Annotated in this window: 10 protein-coding genes; 6 read left to right on the top strand and 4 right to left on the bottom strand. The window is 62.2% G+C overall.

The window, feature by feature from the left end; genetic code table 11:
* Positions 1 to 94: 94 nt before the first annotated feature.
* Positions 95 to 511 carry a large-conductance mechanosensitive channel protein MscL gene (mscL, locus tag ACW9H9_RS25665; RefSeq protein ID WP_457346099.1) on the bottom strand — a complete coding sequence of 139 codons (417 nt, stop codon included), beginning with the start codon at positions 509 to 511 and terminating at the stop codon, positions 95 to 97.
* A 285-nt stretch (positions 512 to 796) separates the two neighbouring features.
* Between mscL and katB the strand changes: the two genes are divergently transcribed.
* Genes katB through radA form a run of 3 tightly spaced genes read left to right on the top strand, consistent with a single transcriptional unit; the run spans position 797 to position 4,338 of the window.
* A complete protein-coding gene (gene katB, locus ACW9H9_RS25660) occupies positions 797 to 2,338 on the top strand; it encodes a catalase KatB (protein WP_457346098.1) in 1,542 nt (513 codons plus the stop codon).
* Positions 2,339 to 2,395: 57 nt separating this feature from the next.
* Complete coding sequence (locus ACW9H9_RS25655; RefSeq protein WP_457346097.1) at positions 2,396 to 2,935, top strand: ankyrin repeat domain-containing protein; 540 nt, start codon at positions 2,396 to 2,398, stop codon at positions 2,933 to 2,935.
* Positions 2,936 to 2,970: 35 nt separating this feature from the next.
* Positions 2,971 to 4,338 carry a DNA repair protein RadA gene (radA, locus tag ACW9H9_RS25650; protein ID WP_457346096.1) on the top strand — a complete coding sequence of 456 codons (1,368 nt, stop codon included), beginning with the start codon at positions 2,971 to 2,973 and terminating at the stop codon, positions 4,336 to 4,338.
* Between the two features lie 3 nt (positions 4,339 to 4,341).
* Here radA and ACW9H9_RS25645 read toward each other — a convergent pair whose 3' ends face one another.
* On the bottom strand, positions 4,342 to 4,710 hold the full coding sequence (locus ACW9H9_RS25645; RefSeq protein ID WP_457346095.1) for a PilZ domain-containing protein: 369 nt from the start codon (positions 4,708 to 4,710) through the stop codon (positions 4,342 to 4,344).
* A 164-nt stretch (positions 4,711 to 4,874) separates the two neighbouring features.
* Between ACW9H9_RS25645 and ACW9H9_RS25640 the strand changes: the two genes are divergently transcribed.
* From ACW9H9_RS25640 to yjiA, 3 genes are all read left to right on the top strand, one after another.
* Complete coding sequence (locus ACW9H9_RS25640; RefSeq protein WP_457346093.1) at positions 4,875 to 6,941, top strand: carbon starvation CstA family protein; 2,067 nt, start codon at positions 4,875 to 4,877, stop codon at positions 6,939 to 6,941.
* A gap of 15 nt (positions 6,942 to 6,956) precedes the next feature.
* Positions 6,957 to 7,154: a YbdD/YjiX family protein gene (locus tag ACW9H9_RS25635; RefSeq protein WP_457346092.1), complete on the top strand. Its 198-nt coding sequence runs from the start codon at positions 6,957 to 6,959 to the stop codon at positions 7,152 to 7,154.
* A gap of 87 nt (positions 7,155 to 7,241) precedes the next feature.
* Positions 7,242 to 8,198 (top strand): GTPase, encoded by a 957-nt coding sequence (gene yjiA, locus ACW9H9_RS25630; protein WP_457346091.1) that lies wholly within the window; start codon positions 7,242 to 7,244, stop codon positions 8,196 to 8,198.
* 68 nt (positions 8,199 to 8,266) lie between these two features.
* Here the strand turns inward: yjiA and glyA are convergent, their stop codons facing one another.
* Together glyA and ACW9H9_RS25620 are read right to left on the bottom strand one after the other, a co-directional pair.
* Complete coding sequence (gene glyA / locus ACW9H9_RS25625) at positions 8,267 to 9,520, bottom strand: serine hydroxymethyltransferase (protein ID WP_457346090.1); 1,254 nt, start codon at positions 9,518 to 9,520, stop codon at positions 8,267 to 8,269.
* Positions 9,521 to 9,699: 179 nt separating this feature from the next.
* Complete coding sequence (locus ACW9H9_RS25620) at positions 9,700 to 13,551, bottom strand: sensor domain-containing protein (protein ID WP_457346089.1); 3,852 nt, start codon at positions 13,549 to 13,551, stop codon at positions 9,700 to 9,702.
* Positions 13,552 to 13,836: the final 285 nt, after the last annotated feature.

Below are 13,836 nucleotides of genomic sequence, written 5' to 3'. Positions count from 1 at the left end.
TTCTTTTTCATGAAGATCAAGAATGACTTTCCCGGTAATCCGTGAAGAACCAAAAGAAAGGCGCCGCAGGGGGCGCCTTTGGGGTGCAGGCCCCTTAAGGGAGCCTGTTGTTCTGTGCCTTGAGCAGATCGCGGATCTCCCCCAGCAGTTCTTCTTCTTTGGTCGGCACCGGCGGCAGGCTGGGTGCCACGGCCTCTTCGCGCTTGAGGCGGTTGACGGCCTTGACGCCCATGAAGATCGCAAACGCGATGATCACGAAGTCGATGACGCTTTGAATGAACTTGCCGTAGGCCAGCACCACGGCCGGGACATTGCCCTCTGCCGCTTTGAGCGTCACGGCCAGGTCGCCGAAGTCCACACCGCCGATCAACAGACCGATGGGGGGCATCACAACGTCGCCTACAAACGAGGAAACAATTTTACCAAAGGCCGCGCCGATGATAATACCGACGGCCATGTCGACCACATTACCTTTGACCGCGAAGGCCTTGAACTCACTTAGCACGCCCATAGGTTATCCCTTGTTACAGTTTGATTGGTGAAGTGCAGTGTAAGTCAGTCTGGCGCCGCTTGCGCGACACCGCTGCTAACAGTCTTCGTGTTTATCGACACATTAAATCTCAAATAGTTTGCAAAGTGCCACCAATCGCGCGCGAAATAACGTTTAACTCGTTGCCTTGCCACACTTTTTTTTCAATCGGCGTGGTACGGGTTTTCTATTTATCTTCTGACGCGCAGGTCACTAGCCTCTGGCAAGCACAGTTCAATGTGCATAAAAAAACCAGAGGAAACCTCGATGAAAAATTCCAATAGCCGCAGGGCTGTTTCTGCGCGGCATGTGTTGTTAATTGTGAGCGCCAGTGTTCTTTCCCTTTCTGTTCAAGCCGCCAACCTCACGCGTGATAACGGCGCTGCGGTGGGCGACAACCAAAATTCGCAAACCGCCGGTGCCACAGGCCCGGTGCTGTTGCAAGACGTACAGCTGATTCAGAAACTGCAACGTTTTGATCGCGAGCGCATCCCGGAGCGTGTGGTACACGCCCGTGGCACCGGTGCCCACGGTACGTTCACCGTCACCGACAACCTCAGCGACCTGACCAAGGCCCGCGTGTTTGCTGCGGGCGAAGCCACTCCGGTGTTCGTGCGTTTCTCGGCCGTGGTGCACGGCAACCATTCCCCGGAAACCCTGCGTGACCCGCGTGGTTTCGCCACCAAGTTCTACACCGCCGAAGGCAACTGGGACCTGGTGGGCAACAACTTCCCGACGTTCTTCATCCGCGACGCCATCAAGTTCCCGGACATGGTCCACGCCTTCAAGCCAGACCCGCGCACCAACCTGGACGATGACTCGCGCCGCTTCGACTTCTTCTCCCATGTTCCCGAATCCACCCGCACGCTGACCGAGCTGTACTCGGACTCCGGCACCCCGGCCAGCTACCGTGAAATGGACGGCAACGGCGTGCACGCCTACAAGCTGATCAACGCCAAGGGCGAAGTGCACTACGTCAAGTTCCACTGGAAGAGCCTGCAAGGCATCAAGAACCTGGACCCCAAACAAGTGGTCGAGGTCCAGGGCCGTGACTACAGCCACATGAGCAACGACCTGGTCACCCATATCAACAAGGGCGACTTCCCCAAGTGGGACCTGTACGTGCAGGTGCTCAAGCCTGAAGACCTGGCCAAGTTCGACTTCGACCCGCTGGACGCCACCAAGATCTGGCCTGGTGTACCGGAGCGCAAAGTCGGGCAGATGGTGCTCAACCGCAACCCGGCGAACGTCTTCCAGGAAACCGAACAGGTCGCCATGGCCCCGGCCAACCTGGTGCCGGGCATCGAGCCGTCGGAAGACCGCCTGCTGCAAGGCCGGGTGTTCTCCTACGCCGACACGCAAATGTATCGCCTGGGGCCAAACGCCCTGCAACTGCCGATCAACGCCCCACGGGTGACCGTCAACAACGGTAACCAGGACGGCGCGATGAACTTCGGCAAGACCAGCACCGGCGTGAACTACCAGCCAAGCCGCCTGCTGCCACGTGACGAGCCGCAAACCGCGCGCTACAGCCAGTCGGCCCTGTCGGGCAGCACCCAGCAGGCGAAGATCCAGCGTGAGCAGAACTTCAAGCAGGCCGGTGATTTGTACCGCTCCATGAGTAAGAAAGAGCGTCAGGACCTGATCGAAAACTTCGGCGGCTCCCTGGCCACCACCGATGACGAGAGCAAACAGATCATCCTGTCGTTCCTGTACAAGGCAGACCCCGAGTACGGCACCGGCGTGACCAAGGTGGCCAAAGGCGACCTGGCCCGCGTGAAGGCGCTGGCGGAAAAACTGACCGACTGATTGGCCGGTTGCGGTCGGCGCCCCTCGGGGCGTCGACCCTTGGCAGGAGAGACTCCCATGCGTATCTACCTAGGTTTACTGCTGGTGTTGCTGACATTCACCGCCCGCGCCGAATCGCCCGACCCGCAAGCGGTCAAGGCCCAGTTGCAGGATTACTACTTTGACGCCGCCCGCCGTGGCGATGTCGAGATGCTCAACACCTTTATCGAATCCGGTTATTCGCTCAACACCCAGGACGACAAGGGCTACACCGCGCTGATCCTCGCCGCCTATCACGGCCAGGGCGCCTACGTGGACCGCCTGCTGGGCGCGGGCGCCGACGCCTGTGTGCAGGACAAGCGCGGCAACACGGCGCTGATGGGCGCGATTTTCAAGGGTGAACTCAAAATCGCCCAGCGCCTGTTGGCGACACACTGCAACCCCGACGAGCGCAACGGCGCGGGCCAGACCGCGGCCATGTTTGCCGGGCTGTTCAAGCGCGTCGAGCTGCTGGACGAACTCAAGGCCCATGGCGCGGACCTGAACGCCGAAGACCCCAACGGCAACAGCGCCTCACGCTTGGCCAGCGGTGAAATCCGGACCCCGGCGCCGCGCTGAGCTATCATCGCGGTTTTTCGCTGGGAGGTTCTCAAATGGCAAAGGCCAAGCGCATGTATGGCTGCACCGAGTGCGGCGCGACCTTTCCCAAGTGGGCCGGCCAGTGCAGTGAGTGCGGGGCCTGGAACACCCTGACCGAAACCATGATCGAGAGCGGCGGCGCCGCGGCCCCCACCGGCCGCGCCGGGTGGACCGGGCAACAGGCGCAGATCAAGACGCTGGCCGAGGTGAGTGTCGAGGAAATCCCGCGTTTCTCCACCGCCTCAGGCGAACTGGACCGCGTGTTGGGCGGCGGCCTGGTGGACGGCTCGGTGGTGCTGATCGGCGGCGACCCGGGTATCGGCAAGTCGACCATCTTGTTGCAAACCCTGTGCAGCATCGCCGCCCGCATGCCGGCGTTGTACGTCACCGGCGAAGAGTCCCAACAGCAAGTGGCCATGCGGGCCCGTCGCCTGGGGTTGCCCCAGGACCAACTGCGGGTGATGACCGAAACCTGTATCGAAAGCATCATCGCCACTGCCCGGGTGGAAAAACCCAAGGTGATGGTGATCGACTCGATCCAGACGATTTTTACCGAGCAGCTGCAATCGGCGCCGGGCGGCGTGTCCCAGGTGCGCGAGAGTGCGGCGCTGCTGGTGCGCTATGCCAAGCAGAGCGGCACGGCGATTTTCCTGGTGGGCCATGTGACCAAAGAAGGCGCATTGGCGGGCCCGCGCGTGTTGGAGCACATGGTCGACACCGTGTTGTATTTTGAGGGCGAGTCCGATGGGCGCCTGCGCTTGTTGCGAGCGGTGAAGAACCGCTTCGGCGCGGTGAACGAACTGGGCGTGTTTGCCATGACCGACCGGGGCTTGAAAGAAGTCTCTAACCCGTCGGCGATTTTTCTGACCCGTGCCCAGGAAGAAGTCCCGGGCAGTGTGGTGATGGCGACGTGGGAAGGCACCCGGCCCATGCTGGTGGAAGTGCAGGCGCTGGTGGACGACAGCCACTTGGCCAACCCGCGCCGGGTCACGCTGGGCCTGGATCAGAACCGCCTGGCCATGTTGCTGGCGGTGTTGCATCGCCATGGCGGCATTCCAACCCATGACCAGGACGTGTTTTTGAACGTGGTGGGCGGGGTCAAGGTGCTGGAAACCGCGTCGGACCTGGCGTTGATGGCGGCGGTGATGTCCAGCCTGCGCAACCGGCCGCTGCCCCATGACCTGTTGGTGTTTGGCGAGGTGGGCCTGTCGGGCGAAGTGCGCCCGGTGCCGAGCGGGCAGGAGCGGTTGAAAGAGGCGGCCAAGCATGGCTTCAAGCGGGCGATCGTGCCCAAGGGCAATGCGCCGAAGGAATCGCCGGCCGGGTTGCAGATTATTGCGGTGACGCGCCTGGAGCAGGCGCTGGACGCCCTGTTCGAATAACACTCAGAGCGCCAGCAAGGCCCCCAGCTCTCTTTCCAGCTCGGCCGGATCGCCCAGGTTCAACTCCACCAGCCGCCGCAAGTGGCTGATGGAGTCCAGGTCGATGTGCTCGCACACAAACCCCAGCTGCCCATGATCGTCATGGGCCAGGCGCACCTGCATCATCACGTGGGCGTCCCGGTCCAGGCGGATGTCCACGTCGAACGGCGCGGCGGCCTGCCCCCGCCAGGCCTCGGGGCGTTGTACCAACAGGCCCTTGAGCGACAAGTCCACCAATTGCACCGGCCACGCGTGCCCGTTTTGCCCCAGTGTCGTGCGGGCATCGAAGGCAATTCGCCGGAAACGACGTCGTTCTGAAGACTGCTCGCTCATGGTTGAACCCTCTGTGGATAAGCGGATTGTAGCCCCGGGCCATCATTTGGGTTTTTTTTGCCCTTGCAGGGCTCTAGACCAATGTAGGGGGATGGCCTTTGAGGCCAGTAGCGCTACACTCGGGATGGCTTTCTTTCTGTCCAACCCCCGGCTGGAATATAAAAATGAAAAATAATAATAGCCTGCTACGCCACCTACCCTGGCTGCTGCTGGCAATCGTAGGTGCGTGTGCCCTGGGCGTCGTGGCCTTGCGCAGAGGCGAGGCGATCAACGCCTTGTGGATTGTGGTCGCAGCAGTGGCCATTTACCTCGTTGCCTACCGTTACTACAGCTTGTTCATCGCCAACCATGTGATGCAACTCGATCCACGGCGGGCCACCCCCGCGGTACTCAACAACGACGGTCTGGACTATGTGCCGACCAACAAACACATTCTGTTCGGTCACCACTTTGCGGCCATCGCTGGCGCAGGCCCGCTGGTGGGCCCGGTATTGGCGGCGCAGATGGGCTACTTGCCCGGCACACTCTGGCTGATCGCCGGGGTGGTGCTGGCGGGGGCGGTGCAAGACTTCATGGTCCTGTTCCTGTCCACCCGCCGCAACGGCCGCTCCCTGGGCGACATGGTCCGCGAAGAGATGGGCCGCATCCCCGGCACCATTGCGCTGTTTGGCTGCTTCTTGATCATGATCATCATCCTCGCGGTGCTGGCGCTGATCGTGGTCAAGGCCCTGGCCGAGAGCCCGTGGGGCATCTTCACGGTGATGGCGACCATCCCGATCGCGATGTTCATGGGCGTCTACATGCGCTATATCCGCCCGGGCCGCATCGGTGAAATCTCGATCATCGGCGTGCTGTTGCTGCTGGGTTCGATCTGGCTGGGCGGGCAAATCGCTGCCGACCCGGTGTGGGCCAAGGCGTTCACCTTCACCGGGGTCCAGATCACCTGGATGCTGATCGGCTACGGTTTCGTGGCCGCGGTACTGCCGGTATGGCTCATCCTGGCCCCGCGGGACTACCTCTCCACCTTTCTTAAAATCGGCACCATCATCGCCTTGGCCATCGGCATTCTGGTGACCATGCCCGAGCTTAAGATGCCCGCGTTGACCCAGTTCATCGACGGCACCGGCCCGGTCTGGAAGGGCGGCCTGTTCCCGTTCTTGTTCATCACCATCGCGTGCGGCGCGGTGTCGGGTTTCCATGCGCTGATCTCTTCGGGCACCACGCCCAAGCTGTTGGACAACGAAGCCAACGCCCGCTACATCGGGTACGGCGGCATGTTGATGGAGTCGTTCGTGGCCATCATGGCGATGGTTGCCGCGTCGGTGATCGAGCCGGGTGTGTACTTCGCCATGAACAGCCCGGCGGCCGTGGTTGGCGGTGATGTGGTGGCCGTGGCGCAAACCGTGACCAGCTGGGGGTTTGCGATCACGCCGGATGCGTTGCAGGCCGTGGCCCATGACATCGGTGAAACCACCATCCTGGCCCGTGCCGGCGGTGCACCGACGCTCGCCGTGGGGATCGCGCAGATCCTGCACAGCGTGTTGCCGGGTGAAAACACCATGGCGTTCTGGTATCACTTCGCGATCCTGTTTGAAGCACTGTTCATCCTGACCGCGGTGGACGCGGGCACCCGTGCCGGCCGCTTCATGCTGCAGGACCTGCTGGGTTCGTTCGTGCCGGCGCTGCGCCGTACCGAATCGTGGACCGCCAACCTGATCGCCACCGCCGGTTGTGTGGCGATGTGGGGCTACTTGCTGTACCAGGGCGTGATCGACCCGCTGGGCGGCATCAACACCTTGTGGCCGCTGTTCGGGATCTCTAACCAGATGCTGGCCGGTATCGCGCTGATGCTCGGCACCGTGGTGCTGATCAAAATGAAGCGTCAGCGCTATATCTGGGTGACCCTGTTGCCGGCAGTGTGGCTGCTGATCTGCACCACCACCGCAGGCTTCATCAAACTGTTCGATGCCAACCCTGCGATCGGTTTCCTGTCGCTGGCCAAGAAATACAGTGATGCGCTGGCCGGTGGCCAGATCCTCGCGCCGGCCAAGAGCATCGACCAGATGCAGCACGTCATCTGGAACGCCTACACCAACGCAACGCTGACCGCGCTGTTCCTGTTCGTGGTGTTCAGCATCCTGTTCTATGCGCTCAAGGTCGGCATTGCCGCCTGGGGTAAAAAGGAGCGTACGGATAAAGAATCGCCATTCCAGGCCGTGCCAGACGCGTGATAGAGGGCTGCAACGATGTTCAATGACCTGAGTCGCCTCGGTAAATACCTCGGTCAAGCCGCGCGCCTGATGGTTGGCATGCCCGACTACGACACGTACGTCGAGCACATGCAGAACAAACACCCGGACAAACCGGTGATGGACTACGAGGCGTTCTTTCGCGAGCGCCAAGAGGCCCGTTACGGTGGCAAGGGTGGGCCCAAGTGCTGTTGACCCGCCTGTGCAGTTGATGTGACCTCCTGTGGGAGCGGGCGAACCGCTCCCACATTTTTTTGTGTATTCCTTCAAGGAGAATTGCGTTTGTCCTCTCCCATTCCCGTCACGGTGCTCAGCGGTTTTCTTGGCGCCGGCAAGACCACGTTGCTGCGCCACCTGCTCAAGGCCGAACACGGCCTGAAAATCGCCGTGATCGAAAACGAATTCAGCGACGCCGGTATCGACACCCAATTGCTGGGCAGCGACCCCGTGCAAGTCATGACCCTGTCCAACGGCTGCGTCTGCTGCACCATTCACACCGACCTGACCAAAGCCCTGTACCTGCTGCTCGAACGCCTGGACAGCGGCGAGATCGCCTTTGACCGCCTGGTGATCGAATGCACCGGCCTGGCCGACCCGGCCCCGGTGGCCCAGACCTTTTTCATCGACGAGGAACTGCGCGAGCGCTACCTGCTCGACGGCATCATCACGCTGGTGGACGCGGCCCACGCCGAACATCACCTGACCCAGACCATCGCCCAGGCGCAGATCGGCTTCGCCGACCGCTTGCTGGTGAGCAAGCGCGACCTGGTGGACGACGCGACGTTCGACGCCCTCAGCGAGCGCCTGACCCGCATCAACCGGCGTGCGCCGATTCGTGTCGTGGACCACGGCCACATTGACCTGGCCGAGCTGCTGGATGTGCGCGGCTTCAACCTCAATGCCGGGATGAGCTTGCGCCCGGTGCGGGAGGCGCCGTCCATCGACCGGATCTCCAGCCTCGTGCTGCGCACCGACCAGCCGCTGGATATCGACCGGCTCAGCACGTTCATGAACGAACTGCTGGAAGACCACGGCAAGCAATTGTTGCGCTACAAAGGCGTGCTGAACATCGCCGGGGAAGACCGCCGCCTGGTGTTTCAGGGCGTGCTCAAGCTCTACGGTTTCGACTGGGACACCGAATGGGCCGAGGGCGAGGCGCGTGACAGTGTGATCGTGTTTATTGCCGATGACCTGCCCGAAGACAAAATCCGCCAGGGTTTTTCTCGCCTCCAGCAGTAACCATGGGGTGTCTTGAGGCGTAAAAAAGCCCGGCGCAAAGGCCGGGCTTCTTAGTCAAACCCCTGCGATCAAGCGCCGTACACCGGCAGCTTTTTGCAGATGGCCTTGACCTTCTCACGTACCGCGTCGATCACGGCGTCGTTGTTCAGGTCGGCCAGGATGTCGCAGATCCAGCCTGCCAGTTCCTTGCACTCGGCTTCCTTGAAACCACGGGTGGTGACTGCCGGGGTGCCGAAGCGCAGGCCCGAGGTGACGAACGGGGAGCGTGGGTCGTTTGGCACCGAGTTTTTGTTCACGGTGATGAACGCTTTGCCCAGCGCGGCGTCGGCGTCTTTACCGGAGATGTCCTGCTTGATCAGCGACAGCAGGAACAGGTGGTTTTCAGTACCGCCGGACACCACGTCAAAACCGCGCTCGATGAACACGGCTGCCATGGCCTTGGCGTTTTTCACCACTTGTTGCTGGTAGGTCTTGAACTCAGGCTGCAGCGCTTCTTTGAAGCAGATGGCCTTGGCGGCGATCACGTGCTCCAGCGGGCCGCCCTGGCCGCCCGGGAACACGGCGGAGTTGAGCTTCTTCTCGATCTCGGCGTTGGCGCGCGCCAGGATCAGGCCGCCACGTGGGCCGCGCAGGGTCTTGTGGGTGGTGGTGGTGACCACGTCCGCGAACGGCACCGGGTTAGGGTACACGCCAGCGGCGACCAGACCGGCGACGTGAGCCATGTCGACGAACAGGTAAGCGCCCACTTTGTCGGCGATTTCACGAAAACGCGGGAAGTCCAGGATCTGCGAGTAGGCAGAGAAACCGGCCACGATCATTTTTGGCTTGTGCTCGACCGCCAGGCGCTCGACTTCGTCGTAGTCGATCAGGCCGTTGGCGTCGATGCCGTATTGAACGGCGTTGTACAGCTTGCCGGAGGAGGAAACGCTGGCGCCGTGGGTCAGGTGACCGCCGTGGGCCAGGCTCATGCCCAGGATGGTGTCGCCGCCTTGCAGCAGGGCCAGGTAAACGGCGCTGTTGGCTTGCGAACCTGCGTGTGGCTGGACGTTGGCGTAGTCGGCACCGAACAGCTCTTTGGCGCGATCGATGGCCAGTTGCTCAACGATGTCGACGTATTCGCAACCACCGTAGTAGCGCTTGCCCGGGTAGCCTTCGGCGTATTTGTTGGTCAGAACCGAACCTTGAGCCTCCATTACCGCGGGGCTGGTGTAGTTTTCCGAAGCGATCAGCTCAATGTGCTCTTCCTGGCGCACGGCTTCTTGCTCCATGGCGGCAAAGAGATCGGCGTCGTACTTGGCAATAGTCAAATCACGGCTGAACATGGCGGTCCTCAAGGATCAGGGGGGCAGAAAAGGAGGGCATTCTAACTCAAGCGCTTTTAGAAGGGGTATGAAAGGAGGTCATGGTGGACGCGCCTGGGTTTCACATTGCAGGCCTCAAGCGTCAAGCAAACGCCTCTGGGGCCGAGCTTGCCGCTTGTCGCTCACTGCGCGCCGCGGCCTCAATCAAACATAAACAGCGCATCGTTGCTGAACTGCGCTTCGAAGCGGTTTGACGGCATCGGGCGGCCGAACAGGTAGCCCTGGACCTCGTCGCAGCCGTGTTCGCGCAGGAAGTCGAGCTGTTCGTGGGTTTCTACGCCTTCGGCGATCACCGCCAGGTTCAGGCTGTGGGCCATGGCAATGATCGCGCGGGCGATTTGGGCGTCCTGCTCGCCCGACGGCAGGCCGTCGACGAACGTGCGGTCGATCTTCAGCACGTCGATGGGGAATTGCTTGAGGTAGTTGAGCGACGAATAGCCGGTGCCAAAGTCATCCACGGCAATGCTCAGGCCCAGGTTTTTCAGGCTGGCCAGGATCTGCATGGCTTCGTTGACTTCGCGCATCAGGATACTTTCGGTCAGTTCCAGTTCCAGGCACGCGGGCGGCAGGCCGGTGTCCTTGAGGATGCTGGCGATGCGCTCGCCCAGTTGCCCGTCGGAGAACTGTCGGGCCGAAATGTTCACCGACACCTTGGGCACCCGCACTTTGTTCTGGTGCCAGGTCTTGAGCTGGCGGCAGGCTTCGCTGATGACCCAGTCGCCCACGTCCACCACCAGGCCCAACTCTTCCAGCACCGGGATAAAGTCCCCCGGCGGCACCAGCCCACGGCGCGGATGGCGCCAGCGCAGCAAGGCTTCGGCGCCGGTCAGGCGTTTGCCGTCGCCGCTGAATTGCGGTTGGTAATAGAGCACGAATTCGTTCTGGTCCAGGGCGTGGCGCAAGTCGCTTTCCAGCTCCAGGCGTTCCAGGGCGCTGGCGTTCATGTCGGCCTGGTAGAACTGGAAGTTGTTTTTGCCGCGCTCCTTGGCGTGGTACATCGCGGTGTCGGCGTTTTTCATCAACTGGCTGAGTTCGTTGCCGTCCTGCGGGCTCAGGGCGATGCCGATACTGGCCGTGACGAAAAATTCACGCCCCTCCAGCACGAAGGGTTTGACCAGGCTGGCGAGGATCTGCTCGGCCACATTGATCGCCCGGTTCAACGCCATCTCACGGTTGACCCGCGGTTGCAGGAGCAAGGTGAACTCGTCGCCGCCCATGCGCGCCACGGTGTCGTCCTCGGCCACGCAGCCCAGCAGGCGCGTGGCCATTTCCTTGAGCATGCGATCGCCCGCGGCATGGCCCAAGGAGTCGTTGATCGGCTTGAAGCGGTCCAGGTCGAGGAACATCAGCACCACCCACGACTTTTGCCGCTCCGCCGATTGCAGCGCGGTGTGCAGGCGGTCCTGGAACAGCGTGCGGTTGGGCAGGTGGGTCAGGGCGTCGTAGTAGGCCAGGCGGTGGATGCGCTGTTCGCTGGCCTTGCGCTCGCTGATGTCGGTGAAAAAGCACACGTAACTGGCCAGGTCGCCTTCGTCATCGAACACCGCCGTGATGCCCACCCACGCCGGGTAGTGCTCGCCGTTGCGGCGCTTGAGCCACACCTCGCCTTCCCAGGTGCTGTGCTGGTGCAGTTGCTTGAGCACATAGCGCAAGTGGGCTTCTTGCTGCTCGTCGACTGTGAGCAAATTGGGCAACTGGTCGAGCACGTCCGCCACTTCGTAGCCGCTGACCCGGCTGAAGGCCTCGTTGGCCTGCACGATGTAACCGGCGGGGTCGGTGATCAGGATCGCCGAGGTCGAGTGTTCAAAGACCGTGGCCGCCATGCGCAGGTCTTTTTCCGCGCGGCGTTGCTGGCTGATGTCGCGGCCCACGCCCAGGATGCCTTCAAACGCGCCGTGTTCGTCCCACACCAGCACCAGGCGCAGCTCGATCGGGATCTTGCGCCCGTCGGCCCGCAGGCAGTCGAACAGAAACAGCTGGGTCTGCACGTCGTTGCGCAGCAGCGCCAGGGCTTCGGGCTGGTCGAGGGCGCGGTGCACCTGTTCGACCAGGGTGTAGATCCCGGTCAGTTGCTGGGGGTTGGCGATGGTCGACTGCCAGCCGTTGGCGAAGATCCAGTCCACGTCATATCCCAGCACGGCATTCACCGACGGGCTCACGTAATTGGGGGCCAGGGTGCTGTCGGTGGAGAAGATCACGTCGCTGATGCTTTCGGCGAGCATGCGGTAGCGCTGCTCGCTGTCGCGCAGCGATTCGCTGGCTTCGATCTGGTCGGTGACGTCCTTGGCCACGCCAATGATACGGGTGACCTGGTCGCTCTTGTCCCGCGCCAGGGCCTGCTCGCGGATCTCGAAACGGCGCCACTGGTTATTGCGGTGACGAAAGCGCAGTTGGCATTGCAGTTGGCTGGCGTAACCGGCCTTGCGCTGTTGCTGGCGCAGGTCGTGGTAGTGCCCGGCATCGTCGGGGTGCAGCAGGATTTCCCAGAAGTACTCGCCCATCTGCTGCAACTCGGGCTTGTTGTAGCCCAGGGTGTGGCCCAGGTGGTGGTTGCTGAAAATCATGCGCTGGCTGATCACGTCCTGCACGTACAGGTGGTCGGGCACGGTGCGCACCACGTCCGACCAGAACCCTTCGCGCTCCACCAGCGACAGCTCGATCAGTTTGCGGCTGGTGATGTCGCTGATGCTCAGGATGACGGCCTTGAAGTCGTGCTGTTGCTCGGGCAGGCGCATCACCAGCCACAGGTAGAGGTCGTTGCCGTCCTGGTCACACAGCTGGATTTCCAGCTCAAGCTGCTTTTGCTGGGTCAGTACGGCATTGAGGATCTGGTTGCCGACGGCGACCGGGCTGGACGGGCAAGCGTCGATCAGGCGTTCCCAGGCTTGCTCGCAGGAGGCGACGTTGAGTTGGCGCACCGCCACCTGGTTGACCTCGGTGATGCGCAACTCCTTGAGCAACTGCTGGCGCTGCTGGGGGCTGTGTTGCAGCCACGCCTGTAACTGCTCGGGGGTGTGCAACTGCGCCCGGTCAAAAAAGCCGCGCACGCCAGAAAGGTCCAGCACGCACAGTGCAACGCCTGTGCCCTCGAAAATGTCCTGGTAGCGGCGGCGGCCTTCATTGACCTGGCGCTGGCGGCGCCGCATGTTCAGCAGCACGATCACCGGGATCAGCGAGAACGCCAGGCCCAACAGGCACTTGCCGATGAACGCCGGCAGCAGTTGCTCCAGCACGGCGGCGCGGTCAAACAGGCCGCGCAGTTGCCAGTCGCTTTTGCTCAGGGGCGTGACCAGGACGCTTTTGTTCAACTCGTCGGGCGTCAAGCCGCTTGCCCACTGACTGGGCATGCCGGTGTCGCGGCTGATGATGCGGTGGTTGTAGCGGTTTTCGATGACCCAGGTAGGACGCGGGCCCTGGCCGTCCTGGCGGGTGAGGTTGGCCAGGTAGTTGGGGCTCAGGCGCAAGGCCCAGTACATCTTGGCGCCGCCGCTGGGCTGGTGCAGCAACAGGTAGACGACGGTGCCGTCGGTGTTGTTGCTCAGGTAATAGGATTGGGCGTGGCTGCGCTTGACCAATTCTTCCAGCCAGGCGGCGTCCTGGCTGTCGCTGGCGCTGTCACTGAGCATCGCCCCGCTGGGGGCCAGCAAGGCGACGCTGCGCAGCTCCGGCAGCGAGCGTTGCAGGGTGAGCATGAGGGTTTGTTGCTGCTGGGCGTTGCGCGGCGGCTCGACGATGGGCAGCAGGTTCAGGGCGATTTGCGCGCTCAGGGCCATGTTCAGGCTGATCTGTTCGGCGAGGTCGGCGCTGTAGTCGATGGTGTATTGCTGCTGGTTTTTCTGGTTTTGCTGCAGCTGGTCCAGCAACTGCCAGAACAATAAGGCGAGCAGCAGCAAGACCAGCGTCGCCAATGCGCCCTTGAGGGTTCCGTGCAGGGGCGCTCCCGGCGCAATGTGGGCCGCGCGCAGGGGAGTGGGCGGTGTGACGTTGGACAAGCTGTGATCCTGCGGTTTGGCTGGATTGGCGCGCGACGTGCACTATAAGCCGGACGCCCGGAGGGCGGCTAGCATGCCTTGTGTTGTGGCAAAGTGCCAGCCCTGCCTGGCTGGACTGCCCAACGGCATTGAGGTAGCTTTGCCGGTCACGCGAGGGCTTTGCAGCCCCACACACTCAGGCTTATTTCGTGCACGGGCATTGATCACCCTCAACGGCCCGCGCCGTGCATGGCCTGGCACGGGTTCAGCCCGCTCCAATTCATCCGTCACTGACGCTAGGTTCAC

This window comes from Pseudomonas sp. SDO5215_S409 (genome assembly GCF_054071325.1).
This window is presented reverse-complemented; position numbering and strand designations above follow the sequence as displayed.

Bases quoted from the DNA above. Each gene is read 5' to 3' on its own strand.
- mscL (WP_457346099.1), bottom strand. From the start codon at position 511: ATGGGCGTGCTAAGTGAGTTCAAGGCCTTCGCGGTCAAAGGTAATGTG.
- katB (WP_457346098.1), top strand. From the start codon at position 797: ATGAAAAATTCCAATAGCCGCAGGGCTGTTTCTGCGCGGCATGTGTTG.
- ACW9H9_RS25655 (WP_457346097.1), top strand. From the start codon at position 2,396: ATGCGTATCTACCTAGGTTTACTGCTGGTGTTGCTGACATTCACCGCC.
- radA (WP_457346096.1), top strand. From the start codon at position 2,971: ATGGCAAAGGCCAAGCGCATGTATGGCTGCACCGAGTGCGGCGCGACC.
- ACW9H9_RS25645 (WP_457346095.1), bottom strand. From the start codon at position 4,710: ATGAGCGAGCAGTCTTCAGAACGACGTCGTTTCCGGCGAATTGCCTTC.
- ACW9H9_RS25640 (WP_457346093.1), top strand. From the start codon at position 4,875: ATGAAAAATAATAATAGCCTGCTACGCCACCTACCCTGGCTGCTGCTG.
- ACW9H9_RS25635 (WP_457346092.1), top strand. From the start codon at position 6,957: ATGTTCAATGACCTGAGTCGCCTCGGTAAATACCTCGGTCAAGCCGCG.
- glyA (WP_457346090.1), bottom strand. From the start codon at position 9,520: ATGTTCAGCCGTGATTTGACTATTGCCAAGTACGACGCCGATCTCTTT.